Origin of the sequence: Neolewinella maritima (assembly GCF_923081025.1) — a bacterium.
In the GTDB taxonomy this organism is placed as follows: domain Bacteria; phylum Bacteroidota; class Bacteroidia; order Chitinophagales; family Saprospiraceae; genus Neolewinella; species Neolewinella maritima.
Genome location: NZ_CAKLPZ010000005.1, coordinates 118,765 through 133,519 on the forward strand (window position 1 = coordinate 118,765; position 14,755 = coordinate 133,519).

Below are 14,755 nucleotides of genomic sequence, written 5' to 3' on the forward strand. Positions count from 1 at the left end.
CTATTGCTAAACTACATACCATGCCCACTTCCACCCACCCCGCCGAGCAATCCGGCACCTACACCCTCGGCGGCGACCTCGAGATCTTCCGCCTCGGCTACGGCGCCATGCGCATCACCGGCGAGGGCATCTGGGGCCCGCCTAAGGATGAGGCTGAGGCCATTCGCGTACTCCAGGCTACGCAGGACCTAGGCATCAACTTCATCGACACCGCCGATAGCTACGGCCCCAACGTATCCGAGGAGCTGATCGCCCGGGCCCTCTACCCCTACCCCAGCGAGCTACTCATTGCCACCAAGGGCGGTCTGGAACGCACCGGCCCCAACCAGTGGCCCGTCAATGGCCGACCCGAACACTTAGAAAAGGCGCTCAAGGGCAGCCTTCAGCGCCTGAAACTGGAACGGATCGACCTCTACCAGCTCCACCGCTTCGACGAGAAAGTGCCCGCCGACGAATTTCTCGGCAAGCTGGCCGAGCTACAGCAGCAGGGCTACATCCGCCACCTGGGCCTGAGCGAAGTCAGCATAGACCAGATCGAGCAGGCGCAGCAGCACTTCGAGGTCGTCAGCGTACAGAACAAGTACAGCCTGACCGACCGCAAGTGGGAAGACGAGGTCGAGTGGACCCGCCGGCAGAATATCGCCTTCATCCCCTGGTACCCCCTGGACGCCGGCGCGGTAGACAACGACACCCTCCAGCAGATCGCCAAGAAGCACAATGCCAGCGTCTACCAGATCGCCCTGGCCTGGTTGCTGGCGCACAGTGATAATATCCTGCCCATCCCCGGTACCAGCTCCGTAGCGCACCTGAAGGAAAACACGCAGGCGGCCACCATCGAGCTGCAGGAGGACGATATGGAGCTGCTGGATGGGCTGGCGGACTAGGAACCTAAAAGGTCGAGTGGCCTCCGGTCCGAGCTGTCACGTACTGTTGCCGCGCGTTGGAGTCTCGGACCGGAGGCCGCTCGACCTTAGCGGAGGAACACCCGCCAGGCCCATGGCTCCAGCGTCAGCTCGTCGCCCTCCCGCAGCGTCACGGCCGCTTGCGTCATTCCATCCCGATAGTCGCCCGGGTAGAGCCGTTCGCCAAAGCGGAGCACCTGCGGCCGCGCACTGAAGTTAAGTACGGCGAATATTTTGCTGCTGCCGTCCTGACGCACGAAGCTCAGGACGTCCGACTCCTTCGTGTTCGGTACGCGGATCATGGTGGCACCCCAGGGGGCGTTCCAGAGGACGCTGGTGGCTCGCTTCAGGGCGATCAGCCGCTGGAATAGCTCGTTCAGGGGATGGTCGCGCCACGGGATGGGGTCGCGCTCGAAGAAGGCCAGCCGCTGGTCCAGGCCCGCTTCCTGTCCGTTGTGGATCAGGGGGATGCCCTCGCCGAGGAAGGACAGGGCGATGGCCGCTTCGAGCCCGTCGCCGAGCAGCTCGTACATCGAACCCTCCCAGGCGTTCTTGTCGTGGTTATCAGTGAAGGTCATGCGCATGGCATCCGTGGGCCAGGCCCGCTCGTTCCAGGAGTAGTAGACGTACAGGCTGCTCACGTCAGCCTTGCCGTGGCAGATGCGGTGCACCGCCTCGTGCCAGCTCCAGGCGTAGGTAGCATCGAAACTGCTCCGGTGCAGGTCGCGCGCCTCCCACTCAGCGAGCAGGAAGACGGGCTTGATGGCGTCGAGTGCCTGACGGGTGGGCTCCCAGAAGTCGAGCGGTACGTAGCCGGCCACGTCGCAGCGGTAGCCGTCGATGTCCACCTCGCGTACCCACCAGCACATTACGTCGCGCATGTAGGTATGTAGCTCGGGCTGCCGGTAGTCGAGGTCGATGATGTCCGTCCAGTCCCACCAGGGCGTGGGCCGGAAGTCGCCCTTGTAGTCGCGGGCGTACCAGTCGGGATGGGCACTTACGAGCACATTGTCCCAGGCCGTATGATTGGCCACCCAGTCGAGAATGACGTACAGCCCCAGCACGTGGGCTCGCCGTACGAAGTCCTTCAGGTCCTCCAGCGTTCCGAATTCCGGATTCACGCCGTAGTAATCCCGGATCGCGTACGGACTGCCCAGCTCCCCCTTCCGGTGCAGCTCCCCGATGGGGTGCACGGGCATGAGCCAGATGATACCCACGCCGAGTTGCTGTAGCCGTGGCAGCTCCTCCGCCGCCGCCCGCAGCGTTCCCGCGGGGGTGAACTGGCGGGTATTCAGTTGGTAGATCGTGGCGGTCTTTGCCCATTCCGGATGTGTCATAGGTATGCGGTACGGTGCCCCCCTCTCCTATGGAGAGGGGCCGGGGGAGAGGAATTAGCGTGTATCTTGGAGCAAAACTAGTCAATCGTGGAACGTAGGAAATTTATCAAGGGCGGGGTCGCAGGTGCATTAGCCCTGGCGGGAAGCAAAACCAGTCTGGCCGCCAGCCGCGCGGTGGGTCCAGAGCCCGAAGTGATCGAGTGGCGCACCTATGAGATGAACTTCGGCGGCGATCAGGGACTACTGACGCGCTACCTCACCGATGCCCTCGAGCCGGCCCTGGACCGCAAGGGCGCCACCCAGTTCGTGCAGTTCAAGGAGTACGGCGACCCCAACCCCGCCAAGCTCTACGTGATGATCAGCTACCCGGACGCGGCTACCTACCTGTCGGTGCAGGACCTTTCGGATGATCAGGACTACACCGCTGCCGCCGCCGACTACGATGCGCTCAAGGCAGCCAAGCCGATCTACACTCGCTACTCCAGTTGGCTGCTGTCTGCTTTTTCCGGTATGCCGCAGTCGGTCACCCCCGACGCGGCCTCCGGCCTGTTCGAACTACGCACCTACGAGGGCTACTCCGAAGATGCGGTGCGCCGCAAGATCGGCATGTTCAACGACCACGAGCTGACCATCTTCGACGAAACCGGACTCAAGCCCGTCTTTTTCGGTGATATGCTGGCCGGCCCCTACCGCCCGGCCCTGGTGTACCTGCTGCAGTTCACCGATATGGAGGCCCGCAACACCAACTGGGGCAAGTTCAGCGACCACCCCACCTGGATCGAGATCAAGGGTATGGAAAAGTACGCCGACTCGGTATCTAACATCCGCCGCACCTTCTTAGTCCCCGCTTAGGGCCTGCTCCAGCGCGGCGGCGAAACGGTCGAAGTCTTCGATGTGCGGCAGGTGACCTAGGCCGGCCAGCTCCAGCAGCCGCGCGCCGGGGATCTTGTCGGTGATCGTGCGGCCCAGGCGGTCGTAGCGCCCCATGGTTTCGGCTACGGCGTTACTCACCAGATCTTTGCCCAGGGCCGTACGATCGCGGGTGCCGATGATGAACACCGTAGGTACCTGCAGACCGGGTAGCTCGTACACCACCGGCTGGGTAAACACCATATCGTAGGTCAGAGCTGCATTGTAGGCCACCAGCCCGTAGTCTTCACTCTGTGCCCAGCCGGCCAGGATATTGACCCAGGGGTCGTAGGCCGGCTCCCACTGCCCATCGTAGTAGTTGGCCTGCTGGTAGGCGCGGATGCTATCGTAGGATTTATCCATTTCCCGGGCGTACCACGCATCGATCGTACGGTAGGGCACCTTCAGCTTCCAGTCTTCCAGTCCGATGGGATTGACCAGGATGAGTTGCTCCGTCTGTTTGGGATACATCAGCGCGAAGCGGGCAGCCAGCATACCGCCCATGGAGTGCCCCAGCACGATGGTGGTATCCACGCCCAGGTGGTCGAGCAGCTGCCGGGTGTTGTCGGCCAGCTGCTGGAAGGTGTACTGGTAGCGCTCCGGCTTGGAGGACTTACCGAAGCCGATCTGGTCCGGCACGATGACGCGGTAGCCGAAGCGGATCAGCCATTCCATAGTGGTAGCCCAGTAGGCCCCGTTGAAGTTCTTGCCGTGTAGGAGCACTACGGTCTTTCCGTTGGGCTGGTCGGCCCGCTCGTCCATGTACAGCATCTCCAGGGGCTGCTGCTGGGACTCGAGCCGAAGGGTATCTACGGCATAGGGGTAGGCGTAGTCACTCAGTCGGGCATCCAGCGGACGAACGGAATCCGCCTGAGCAGTCACGAACAAGGGCAGAAAGAGCAAATAGATGAAACGCATCAGTGGTGGATTTTTCGGGGCAGCTACGGCAGCGGGACCAGCTTATACGTCACGGGTGCGTCGCTGGCTATGAAGCCATTCACCCTCTTAGTTGTTCTCTTAGCCGTCTCTATTTCCGCCGTTGTACGACTGATGTTCCAGCGTCACGGGGCACCTGCTGTATAATACAGTCGGCGCGTAGCTACCGGCGCCTTACGCGCGGGAGTAAGCCGCTAGGCGGCCTCCGCCGTCTTCGTACGCTCCCCCTCCGAGATCCGTGCGGCGGCATACTTCTTGAAGATGTGCCGCTGCATGTAGCGGCCCACACTGGCTACGGCACGGATGCGCTGCCAGTGCTCGCTCGGCACCCCGAAGTAGGCGTATACCGCCCCGTTGTTGCGGAACTTTACAAACAAAGTGTTGGCCGCCCGGAGGTATCCCATCTCGGACAGCATCTGAGAGTTGACCTTTTGCATCACGATCGGAAGTGCCATAACAAGATGATTTTCAGCGTACTGGTGTACGTAGAAAACACTTCGTTCAAACAATTGGTTTGCTTTTAACAAACTTTTTGTTTGTTTTATGTCGTAAAGAAGGCGCGTACGGTTTGGCAGACATAAGCCAGCGTATCTTCCGTCAGTTCGCTGTGCATGGGCAGGGAGAGCACCTCCCTACAGAGGGCATCGGTGACCGGCAAAAAGTCCACCGCATTAGCCGCCGTGCCGCGGAAGGCGTCCTGATCGTAGAGCGGTACGGGGTAGTAGATCATACTGGGCACGCCCGCCTCGCGGAGGTGTTGCTGCAGCGCCTCCCGCCGGCCGCCCGCGATACGCAGGGTATACTGGTGGTAGACGTGGGTACTGGCCGGCAGACGGGCGGGAGTCAGCAGGCCATCGATGCCGGCCAATTGCTCGTCGTAGTAGCGGGCGGCGGTGCGGCGGCGGGCATTGTAGTCATCCAGCCGCGTGAGCTTACAGTTGAGCACGGCGGCCTGGATCGAGTCGAGCCGGCTGTTGCAGCCTACCACGTCGTGGTAGTACTGCCGATTTTGTCCGTGGTTGGCGACCATGCGCAGGCGGGCGGCCAGCTCGTCGCTGTCCGTATTGATGGCACCCCCGTCGCCGTACGCACCGAGGTTCTTACTGGGGTAGAAGCTGGTGCAGCCGATATCCCCCAGCGCGCCGGTGCGGCGCTGCTGCCCGTCGCTAAAGGTGTACTCGGCTCCGATGGCCTGGGCGTTGTCCTCCACGATGTGCAGTCCGTGCTGCTTAGCCAGGGCGACGATGGGCTCCATATCGCAGCTCTGTCCGAACAGGTGGACCGGGATGATCGCCTTCGTGCGCGCCGTGATGGCCGGCTCGATCTGTGCGGCGGTGACATTGAAGGTGAAGGGGTCCACGTCTACCATGACCGGACTGAGGCCCAGCAGAGCGATCACCTCGGCGGACGCCACGTAGGTAAAGGCCGGTACGATCACCTCGTCTCCCGGCTGGAGGTCCAGGGCCATGAGGGCGATCTGCAGCGCGTCCGTGCCGTTGGCGCAGGGAATCACGTGGGCACTGCCCAAAAACTCCTCCAAGCCCGCCTGAAACTGCTTGACCGCCGGTCCGTTGATGAACGCTCCGCTGCGCACCACGTCGAGGATGGCCCCGTCTACTTCCTCCTGCATCTGTTCGTACTGGGTCTTGAGGTCGACCATCTGGATGGACTGTACGGGCGGTAGCTGGGCGCGGCCGTCGGGTGCGGTGGGGGTAGCCATAGGGTGGGTGGTGGAGGGCGGGGTGAAGGATCGACCGGCGCGTACGCAAGTCAGAGGGCTAAGGTACGGAGATAAGGCTTGAGCACCCCTTACCTCCCCAGATTCCCTAACCCCCTGTAGTTTCCTCCTGCCGTGCGCGGTATCTACCCCCCGAAACTTATCTCCTGGATCGTCACCCCCTCCGTGTCGAAGAGCGACCGGTCGACGCTACCCTCGCCGACGCGGATGTCCGTGAAGTACATCTCGGTTTCGGTCTTTCCGTTGCGGGTGGTCGACTGGATGGGGAAGCCGTCAAAGGACTGCATCCCACCCTCCGGCGTGCGGAACAATTGCTTGCCCGCGCCCATCATGCCTACCATCCCCCCGAAGACGTCCTCGGGGGTCAGGGCCAGGTCTTGAGTCACCCAGCTCGTGGTTGTCGTGCCGTGCTTGCTGTCTTCTACGAGGTACTTTTCGCAGGCGTAGCCGTCGATCGTTTTGCGCTCGCCGGTGCGGGTGATCGTAATGTAGTCCGCCATTTCATCGCGCACTCCATCCACCTTGCTCCCCAGATTAGGTATCCGCATACGGAAGCCCTCTTTCTGCCCCTTTTTGTTGGTCGTGATGGTGGTGGTCTTCCCATCCTGGGTGTTGAGGATCATCTGGCTCTGTCTGCCATCCTCGTCGGTCACCAGCATAGCAAACCGGTCGGGGATAGCCCCCAGCTGAATCGTACTGCGGTTTTCTTTCCCACTCTTTTTGCGCTCGGTGATGAGCATCCGCAGACTGAAGGCAGTAGGGTTCTGGTACGCTTCAAACTCCCCCTCCTCCAGCGCTGTGCCGTACAGTACGGACTGAACGTAAGCTTCCTCCGCTACGGTATCGACGGGCGCGGCCGCCGGTGCCTGTTTCTTTTTGAACAGGCCCTCGATGGCACCGAAGGCCTTATCGACCCCCTCGTCCACTTTCTGATCGATGCGCTGATTGGCCCGGTTTTCCGTGCGGTGCTTGGCCCGCTGCTTGGCGCGTTTGACCGGTTGCTGGGCGGCCAGGCACAGGCCGATAAGGAGAAAGAACAGGAGGAACAGGATGCGGTAGGTCATAGCGGAATTGGCTTGCTTGTGTGTGCCTTTATCGCACCTGCGGCCCCGCCGTTACGCTTACCCGATTTTTATCCGCTGCCGGTTTTGTTAAAGTGCGTGCCGGACCGAACGGACGCCTTCCGCGGCCCGTTTAGTGAATAGGTGTATGTACACCATTTTTCCCCAAAGCACAGCACACATGAAACGTTCCGCAGAAGTTGGTGGCGACCTCGCCCGCATCCTCTTTATGGTTTTCCTGACCCTCGTTTTTCTTTCGCTCTTCTTTATCCCTACTATCGCGAAGTTCCTCTAGCCCTGGTTAGCGGGGTGGAAGGACAGGATGGTCTCACGCAGGAAATCCGTATCCAAATGGGTATAGATCTCGGTGGTCAGTATCGACTCATGGCCCAGCATTTCCTGCACCGCCCGTAGGTCCGCGCCGCCCTCGATCAGGTGGGTAGCGAAGGAGTGTCGAAAGGTGTGCGGACTCACCTTCTTATCGATCTCCGCCGCCACGGCGTACTTCTTTACGGCCGTAAAGACCGATACCCGACTGAGCGCCCCACCCCGTCGGTTCAGAAACACGATGTTCTCATCTACTATCCGGGGGAGCACCTTGCGCACGTACTCCAGGTAAATCTCTACGTGCCGGATCGCGCCGCCGCCGATGGGTACGATACGCTCCTTATTTCCCTTGCCGGTCACCCGGATAAATTCCTCATCCAGGTACAGATCGGAGAGCCGCAGGCCGGTCGCCTCACTCACCCGCAGTCCGCAGGCGTAGAGCACCTCCAGCAGGGCCCGGTCGCGCAGTCCGTGATCAGTGCTCAGATCGATGGCGCCGAGCAGGGCACGGATCTCTTCGTAGGTCAGGACCTCCGGGAACTTACGTCCCAGTTTGGGTGCGCGCAGCAGTTCGGTGGGGTCCGTGTCGATGACCTGTTCGTCCAGCAAAAAGGCAAAGAAGGTCTTGAGTGCCGAGACCAGCCGGGCCTGGGAGCGGGGGGCCAGACCGAGCTCCGCCAACTGCTGCACGAAGCTGTCCAGGTGCATCCGCTCCACGCCGCGCACCCCCGGTTGCCAGCCGCGCAGCTCGAGGTAGGCCGGTAGCTTTTCCAGGTCGCTGCGGTAGGCCTTTAGGGTATGGGGGCTGTAACCCCGCGTCAGCGTCAGGTACGCCTCGAAGGCCCGGAAGTGTGGGATCCAGGGGTTCACTGGGCGAGCAGGAAGCCGTCCTCCCGCCGTTCGATGAGCAGGCCGCGGAAATCTTCGCGGAAGGCCGCCACGTCCAGCCCGTCAAATTCGTCCCGCGAGTGGGTAGTGGTGAGCACGACTACCGGACAGCCGGCGTTATTGGCCGCCCGGGCGCCGGTCACGCTGTCCTCGAAGATGAGGCAGTTCTTCAGGTCCACCCCGATGCCATCGGCCGCCTGCTGGAACACCTCCGGGTCGGGCTTCCCGTTGGTCACCATGCCGGAGTGTACGATGTGGCCCATCATCTCCCGGATACCCAGTCCGTCGATGACGAAAAAGGCGTTCTCCTTCGGTCCGGCCGTGCCGATGGCCAGGGGCACGTCCTGGGCGTAGGCCTTGCGGATGAATTCGAGGGCACCGCCTACGGTCTTTTCCGTCAGTTCCGGGGCGAAGATGTCGCGGTAGGTGGCTTCCTTATCCCAGGCGATCTTCACCCGGTCGTCGTGGCTGTAGCGGTCGCCGAAGAGCCGTTCGAGGATCTCCAGGTTCACCCCGTGGATCTCCTCCTTGACCCGCTCCAGGGAGTACTCCAGGCCGAGCTCGCTGAGCTTGCGCTGCCAGGCCCGGTGGTGGACCATCATATTGTCGACCAGGGTGCCGTCGAGATCAAATAGGATTCCCTTAAACGAGATAGGACGCACGGGCGTAAATTTTAGGTTCTTCGATCCAGCCCCATTTGGCCAGGCGGTACTGTAGACTTACGCGCAGCACACCGAGTCCGTACGTACTGCTCCGCGCAAAATCGATACTACTGGCCTCGGCAAAGTACTTGGTCGGGCAGGTCACCTCCGCAACATCAAAGCCGTGGTAAATGATCTGTGCCAGCATCTCATTGTCGAACACGAAATCGTCGTCGTTCGCCGCAAAGTCGATCGTCTCCAGCACCTCCCGGCTAAAGGCCCGGTAGCCCGTGTGGTACTCGCTCAGCTTATAGTTCAGCAGCAGGTTCTGCACGGCGGTCAGGGCACGGTTGGCGACGTATTTGTACAGCGGCATCCCACCCTGCAGCGCCCCCTTGCCCAGGATCCGCGAGCCCAACACCACCGGGTACAGCCCCTCCCCGATGATATTGCACATTGTCGGGATCAGCTTCGGCGTATACTGGTAGTCGGGGTGCAGCATGATCACGATATCCGCCCCGATATCCAGCGCCCTGCGGTAAAGGCTCTTCTGGTTCGCCCCGTAGCCCCGGTTGCGGGGGTGGGTGATCACGTGATCCACGCCGAGCTGTCTGGCCAGGACTAGGGTCTCATCCCCACTCGCATCGTCGCACAGCACCACTTCATCCACCAACTCCCGCGGCACCTCCAGGTAGGTCTGCGCCAGGGTACGCGCCGCATTGTAGGCGGGCATGACTACTACTACTTTTTGGTTTTTGTACATGTAGGGGGAAGATAGACCCTTCGGGGTAGACCGCTTCGCGGGGTAGACCCTTCGGGGTAGCGTGTCTACCCGCGGTAGCGGTCTACCCGCCAAAGGCGGTCTAATACACCGAAGGCATACCTTTGCTCCATGACTCCAGGTACCGTAGCCTTTTACACCCTCGGCTGCAAGCTCAACTATAGCGAAACTTCCGCGATCGGACGCCAGTTTACCGCCGCGGGCTACCGCGAGGTGCCCTTCCGGGAGGGGGCGGACGTGGTCGTGATCAATACCTGCTCCGTCACCGAATTTGCCGATCGCAAGTGCCGCAACGTCGTACGCAAGGCGCTGGGCGCGAACGCAGGTGCGAAGATCGTAGTGGTAGGCTGCTACGCCCAGCTCAAGCCCGAGGAGATCGCCGGCATCGAAGGCGTGGATCTGGTGCTGGGCGCGGCGGAGAAGTTCCGTATTCTGGACTACATCGACGGCATCACGGCCGGCAGCGGTAAGGGGATGGTGCGCGCCGGCGAGGTGCGGGAGGCCGATACCTTCGTGTCGTCGTTCAGCTTCGGCGACCGGACGCGCTCGTTTCTCAAGGTGCAGGACGGCTGCGATTACAGCTGCAGTTTTTGCACGATCCCCCTGGCCCGCGGAGCGAGCCGCAGCAGCACCGTAGAGCAGATCGTCAGTGACGCGGAAGCTATTGCCAGGCGCGGCGTGAAGGAGATCGTACTGACCGGCGTAAATATCGGTGACTTCGGTAATGGCACGGCCGTGATCGAGGGACAGCGGCCGCGTAAAGAGGCCCTATTTGTCGACCTGGCCCGTGCACTGGATCGAGTGCAGGACATCACCCGCTTTCGGATATCCAGTATCGAGCCTAATCTGTGTACGGACGAGGTGATCGACTTCGTGGCCGGTAGCCAGCGCTTCGCGCCCCACTTTCATATGCCCCTGCAGAGCGGCAACAACAAGCAGCTTGCCCAGATGCGCCGCCGCTACCGCCGCGAGCTGTACGCCGAGCGGGTCGCCCACATCAGGCGAGTGATGCCCCACGCCTGTATCGGGGTGGACCTGATCGTCGGCTTTCCCGGGGAGATGGAGGAGGACTTCGAGGAGACCTACCGCTTCGTGGAAGCGCTCGACGTCAGCTACTTCCATGTATTCACCTACAGCGAGCGGGCCAATACCCCGGCCGCCAGCATGGAGCGCGCCGTGCCCCTGGCCGAGCGCCGGCGCCGGAACAAGCGACTGACCGTACTGAGCGAGCGCAAGCGCCTTGCTTTCGCCGCCCGCCACCTCGGCGAGGTACGCCCCGTGCTTCTGGAACGCAGCCGGACGGACGGCCTCCTCCACGGCTTCACCGACAACTACGTTAAGGTAGCCTTCCCGGCGGAGGAGAGCTGGGTGAACCACCTCGTAGAGCTCGAACTACAGGAGCTGAACGAAGACGGGCTAGTACAGGCCGCGCTGGCCCCACAGTTCGCGCACTGATTCCGCCCCCTAGCTATTGATAGGCCACATTGACCTTATCGGCTTCGACGATGCGGAGGATGTCGTTGCGGAAGTCGGCGTAGTGATCGGGCTGGACGATGTCGGTCTTGAGGCGCATACTGCGTTTGAGCTGGAAGCCGGTATCGGTGGGCGTAAACTCGATGGTGTAGTCGATATAGTCGTTGCTGACCGAAATGGACTCCGGGATCTCCACCAGCGTTTTACCGGCGGGCGTGGCTACGTCTAGGGTCTGCTCGTAATACTCGGCGCGGAAGGTCTTCCAGAGATCGATGGGTAGCTTGCGCGTGGCGGTGGTCGTGTAGGAGGGCGATGTGAACTGGTCGCTGAGCACGATGGGGTAGATCTTCATCCCGCCGATCTTGCTGCTGGGGTCGGCTACGCGGTAGCTGTAGTCGTAGCCTACGGTGTTGCTCGACACATCCTCCAATCCGGCGTCGAAGGATAGCTTCGTCAATTCTACGCGGGGGTAGTTGTCGCTGATGGCTTCCTGCATGCTGCGGCGGCGGTTGTCCTCGCTGTCGGTCCGGTAGCTGCTACGCATACCGGAGGCGACGGCATTGATCTTCTGATTTTTGAGGTCGAAGATCATGTCGCCGTTATCGAAGGTGACCGTACCACTGCGGACCACGCTGTTCACGCCGCGGGATGGCGGGTTGACCGGGCCGGCCGTACCGTCGAACGACTCCCCCCGGCGGGGGATCGCCAGGGCGAAGGCATTGTTGACCGACCAGTCGCCGGTGCCGAAGGGCAGATTCTCGTCCGTCAATTCCACGTAGTAGGGGGTATTGTCCAGATCCACGCGAGCGATACAGTGGTTGAAGCCGGTACCGGGCAGGGCCAGGTCATTGCGGCTGCGGTTGCGGGTATTGATGAGCACCAGGTTGGCGTCGATACCGCGCACGTCGCACATGGCTACGAAGAGGGAGCTGACGTCCTTGCAGTCACCCTGTCGCGTAGCCAGCGTCTTGGCGGCGCTCTGGGGCACGTAGTTGGACTGCAGGAACGGGACGGAGATGTAGCGGATGCTACCGCTCACGAAGCCGTAGATCCGTTCGACCTGCTCGCGCTCGGTCAGTCCGGCCGGCGCGTCGGCGAACAGCTCCTCGGTGGCCTGCCGAACGTTGTCGTCTACGCGCACCTTGGCGTAGGTCAGCTCGCTGTACCATTTGGCGATGAACTCCCAGTCTTCAATGTTGGATACTCGCACGGTGGTGTTGATGTCCGAGTAGTCCGGCGTGACGGCCTCGACCTGCAGGCCGGGCTGGTCCTTGATCTGCCAGACGTAGAGGTCGTTGCCCTCCACGGTGCTCCGCTCGGGCTGCAGATCGGTGTACTGCATACCGGTGATCTTGGTGGTGAACTCGGTGCCCTTCGGTACCAGCAGACTGAAGGTGCTCTGCAGGCTGGGCAGGGCCATGGTGAGGGGGTGATCGTTCCAGAACTTCCCGGCTAGGCGACCGTACTTGTAGTCCTTCACGCGGTACACCAGGTAGATCGCACCGCCGGGCTGCAGGCGGTCGAAGACGATGTCGGCACCCGAGCGGGAGGCTTCGTGGCGGCTGCCGTCGGGGTCAAGTACTTCGACCGTTTCCACCACACCCTGCTGCGAGCTGTAGATACCGATGCTGTATTCCTTCCACTGGTCTACACCGGCGGGGTTAAGCGCTTTGGCGAGTACGACGGTACGGGTCTCGCTGGCCCCGCCCGGGTGTACGATCTGCTGCACGTCGTAGGCCAGGATGGCGCTGTTGTCGTCGGGAAAAGCGTCCTGCCCTCCCGCCCCGGCGTACAGGGCGTAGTAGTCCGTTTTGGGCAGGGCATCGAAGGCGGAGCTGGAGGTGCCGCGCAGGTTGCGTAGGGCATCCCGGCTATCGAAGTCGTAGGGGTTGAGGGCCAGTGCCTTTTCGTAGGCCGTGGCCGCCTTTTCCTTTTCCCCGCCCTCGGCGTAGATACCGGCTAGGCTACTGTACAGCGTACCCGTGTAGGGCGAGAGGGCCAGCGCCTTGTCCAGTGCATTCTGGCTGCCGCGGTAGTTACCCATGAGGTAGTACAGCCGGCTCAGGCGTGCGTAGAGGTTCACGTTCGTCGGTTCGCGCTCGATGAGCATATCGAACAGTTCGAGCACCTCGCTGGCCTCTCCGGCCTGTAGCCGCAGCTCGATGAGCTGCTCCACTACGGCGTCGCGGTAGTGCTGCTTGAGGTATTTCTCCAGGGTACTGATGGCCTGTCGCGGCCGCTTGCGGAAGCCACTCTCCAGTCCGGCTTTGGCGGTAGCCACGTCGGCGCTTTCCGGGTAGCGCTTCATCCCGGCTTCGACCAGGTCCATGACCCGCTCGGTCTCCTTGCGGCCACCGGCCAGGACCACCTCCTGCCCGAGGGTTACTTCGGACTCTCCGTACAGCCGGCGGTAGGTGTTCAGTAGGGATTCGAAGGTGGGCCAGTCCTCCAGGTCCTTCGCATCCTGCATCCGCTGCATCAAAGAAAAGGCATTCTCGGGGGCGTATTCCACCAGGTATTCTTCGAGTTCGGAGGCACCGGTCTGGTCGTCTACGTAGCGCCGTGCGGCGATCAGTTGTTCCATCACGTGCTCGCTCTCGGGGTAGCGCTTGCGGGCCGTTTCGAGCAGACTGCGGGCCTCCTCGTGGAAGCCGTTCATGAGGTAGAACTGGCTGAAGGCCAGGTAGTCGATGTAGTGCGCCTGCTCGTTGGCGATACGGGCCCGGAAGTAGGCTTCGGTCGGATTGGGGTAGGCGCGCTGCTCCTGCTGGACTGCCTTGGTGTAGGGCTGCGGCTGGTCGGTGAACTCGAGGGCGGGGATCAGCTGGCCACCGGTATCCGTGATGCGGAGCAGGAAGTTGGCTCCCGTGCCGGAGGAGGCACCGATCTGTACGACGATGCGGTTGTGCCCCGCCTGCAGGGGCACGGCGAAGGTGTAGGCATCCAGGTGGGTATCGCGCTCGTGCCATTCGGTGAATACGGGCTGGTCGTTTACCCACACCTTGACCGAGCCGCTGGCGCCGAGGCGGAAGACCACCTCCTGGGCGCGCGGACTGCGGCAGAACGTCTGGGCGTAGCTGATCGAGTTGCCGGTATTCATGTGGTTGCCCATATGCAGCCAGCCCTGCCGGCCGGGCTCCACGCCGGGGATCCAGCCGACCGGCACCCCCAGTTTGTTGGTGAATACGGCGTCAGCCTGGGGCTGATCCAGTACGCCGAAGTCGCGGTCAAAACCGCTCTCCGAAATATTCTCGAAGGGGCCCACCACCTGCCAGGGGCGTACCGTGCCGATCTCGGCGAAGTAGTTGCGCGCTTTCTTGACGTTACCCGACAGGTGCTCGTGCTCCCCCAGAGCGTAGTAGGCCAGCGGACTGATGCGGGTGTAGGGGTTATCGACCAACTCTTCCAGCCAGTCGTACTGCTCCTTGCTTACTTCGCTGCGTCCGGCCGACCAGAGCGCGTCCAGGTAGGCATTGCGCCGCGCCGCATCGGTATCACGTGTGGTGTAGTCGTAATAGGTAGCGGCCGATGCTGCTCCCCGCCGCAGCTGTAACTGGGCGAACGACAGGGCGATCGTAGCCTCCGCGCCCTGGGGGCCGGTCAGGCGATCGCTGAAGTAGTTGAGGGCCTCTTCGGTTTTACTGGTGGACAGCAGGTCGTAGCCGGGCTGGAGGGGATTGGACTGGGCAAAGAGCGTAAGGCTACTGGCGAGCAGTAGGCTGAGGGATAACCAACGATTCATGTACAGGGGTAAGTGCTGTT

12 protein-coding genes are annotated in these 14,755 nt (G+C 62.0%); 3 read left to right on the top strand and 9 right to left on the bottom strand.

What is annotated here, in order from left to right:
- Positions 1-20: 20 nt before the first annotated feature.
- Entirely contained in the window at positions 21-884 is an 864-nt protein-coding gene (locus MJQ68_RS16315) for an aldo/keto reductase (protein WP_238752226.1), read from the top strand.
- Positions 885-970: 86 nt separating this feature from the next.
- Here the strand turns inward: MJQ68_RS16315 and MJQ68_RS16320 are convergent, their stop codons facing one another.
- Positions 971-2,239, bottom strand: coding sequence for an alpha-amylase family glycosyl hydrolase (locus MJQ68_RS16320; protein ID WP_238752227.1), 1,269 nt, complete (start codon positions 2,237-2,239; stop codon positions 971-973).
- A gap of 87 nt (positions 2,240-2,326) precedes the next feature.
- On the opposite strand from MJQ68_RS16320, the gene MJQ68_RS16325 reads away from it, so the two are divergent.
- Complete coding sequence (locus tag MJQ68_RS16325) at positions 2,327-3,091, top strand: NIPSNAP family protein (RefSeq protein WP_238752228.1); 765 nt, start codon at positions 2,327-2,329, stop codon at positions 3,089-3,091.
- Here MJQ68_RS16325 and MJQ68_RS16330 read toward each other — a convergent pair.
- The 7 genes from MJQ68_RS16330 to MJQ68_RS16360 all read right to left on the bottom strand — a co-directional run bounded on the left by MJQ68_RS16330 (position 3,077) and on the right by MJQ68_RS16360 (position 9,502).
- Positions 3,077-4,066 carry an alpha/beta fold hydrolase gene (locus tag MJQ68_RS16330; protein ID WP_238752229.1) on the bottom strand — a complete coding sequence of 330 codons (990 nt, stop codon included), beginning with the start codon at positions 4,064-4,066 and terminating at the stop codon, positions 3,077-3,079. The two genes, MJQ68_RS16325 and MJQ68_RS16330, sit on opposite strands and share 15 nt — an antisense overlap.
- Before the next feature lie 212 nt (positions 4,067-4,278).
- Positions 4,279-4,539 carry a KTSC domain-containing protein gene (locus MJQ68_RS16335; protein WP_238752230.1) on the bottom strand — a complete coding sequence of 87 codons (261 nt, stop codon included), beginning with the start codon at positions 4,537-4,539 and terminating at the stop codon, positions 4,279-4,281.
- Between the two features lie 86 nt (positions 4,540-4,625).
- Positions 4,626-5,804: a DegT/DnrJ/EryC1/StrS family aminotransferase gene (locus tag MJQ68_RS16340; protein WP_238752231.1), complete on the bottom strand. Its 1,179-nt coding sequence runs from the start codon at positions 5,802-5,804 to the stop codon at positions 4,626-4,628.
- A 143-nt stretch (positions 5,805-5,947) separates the two neighbouring features.
- Positions 5,948-6,886 carry a DUF4412 domain-containing protein gene (locus MJQ68_RS16345; RefSeq protein ID WP_238752232.1) on the bottom strand — a complete coding sequence of 313 codons (939 nt, stop codon included), beginning with the start codon at positions 6,884-6,886 and terminating at the stop codon, positions 5,948-5,950.
- Positions 6,887-7,174: 288 nt separating this feature from the next.
- On the bottom strand, positions 7,175-8,080 hold the full coding sequence (gene xerD, locus MJQ68_RS16350; RefSeq protein ID WP_238752233.1) for a site-specific tyrosine recombinase XerD: 906 nt from the start codon (positions 8,078-8,080) through the stop codon (positions 7,175-7,177).
- The gene (locus MJQ68_RS16355; protein ID WP_238752234.1) at positions 8,077-8,760 is read right to left on the bottom strand and encodes an HAD family hydrolase; all 684 of its coding nucleotides are present in this window, start codon (positions 8,758-8,760) and stop codon (positions 8,077-8,079) included. Before MJQ68_RS16355 ends, xerD begins: the two co-directional genes overlap by 4 nt.
- Positions 8,741-9,502: a glycosyltransferase family 2 protein gene (locus MJQ68_RS16360; RefSeq protein ID WP_238752235.1), complete on the bottom strand. Its 762-nt coding sequence runs from the start codon at positions 9,500-9,502 to the stop codon at positions 8,741-8,743. The genes MJQ68_RS16355 and MJQ68_RS16360 overlap by 20 nt, the downstream gene beginning before the upstream one ends.
- A 129-nt stretch (positions 9,503-9,631) precedes the next feature.
- Between MJQ68_RS16360 and mtaB the strand changes: the two genes are divergently transcribed.
- Positions 9,632-10,975, top strand: a complete 1,344-nt coding sequence (gene mtaB / locus MJQ68_RS16365; protein ID WP_238752236.1) for a tRNA (N(6)-L-threonylcarbamoyladenosine(37)-C(2))-methylthiotransferase MtaB — start codon at positions 9,632-9,634, stop codon at positions 10,973-10,975.
- Between the two features lie 13 nt (positions 10,976-10,988).
- Here mtaB and MJQ68_RS16370 read toward each other — a convergent pair whose 3' ends face one another.
- Positions 10,989-14,735: a tetratricopeptide repeat protein gene (locus MJQ68_RS16370; protein WP_238752237.1), complete on the bottom strand. Its 3,747-nt coding sequence runs from the start codon at positions 14,733-14,735 to the stop codon at positions 10,989-10,991.
- Positions 14,736-14,755 lie beyond the last annotated feature (20 nt).

What these genes read in the sequence shown, in the direction of transcription:
- mtaB (WP_238752236.1), top strand. Translation starts at nt 9,632, where the DNA reads ATGACTCCAGGTACCGTAGCCTTTTACACCCTCGGCTGCAAGCTCAAC.
- MJQ68_RS16370 (WP_238752237.1), bottom strand. Translation starts at nt 14,735, where the DNA reads ATGAATCGTTGGTTATCCCTCAGCCTACTGCTCGCCAGTAGCCTTACG.
- MJQ68_RS16340 (WP_238752231.1), bottom strand. Translation starts at nt 5,804, where the DNA reads ATGGCTACCCCCACCGCACCCGACGGCCGCGCCCAGCTACCGCCCGTA.
- MJQ68_RS16320 (WP_238752227.1), bottom strand. Translation starts at nt 2,239, where the DNA reads ATGACACATCCGGAATGGGCAAAGACCGCCACGATCTACCAACTGAAT.
- MJQ68_RS16345 (WP_238752232.1), bottom strand. Translation starts at nt 6,886, where the DNA reads ATGACCTACCGCATCCTGTTCCTCCTGTTCTTTCTCCTTATCGGCCTG.
- MJQ68_RS16335 (WP_238752230.1), bottom strand. Translation starts at nt 4,539, where the DNA reads ATGGCACTTCCGATCGTGATGCAAAAGGTCAACTCTCAGATGCTGTCC.
- MJQ68_RS16315 (WP_238752226.1), top strand. Translation starts at nt 21, where the DNA reads ATGCCCACTTCCACCCACCCCGCCGAGCAATCCGGCACCTACACCCTC.
- MJQ68_RS16330 (WP_238752229.1), bottom strand. Translation starts at nt 4,066, where the DNA reads ATGCGTTTCATCTATTTGCTCTTTCTGCCCTTGTTCGTGACTGCTCAG.
- MJQ68_RS16360 (WP_238752235.1), bottom strand. Translation starts at nt 9,502, where the DNA reads ATGTACAAAAACCAAAAAGTAGTAGTAGTCATGCCCGCCTACAATGCG.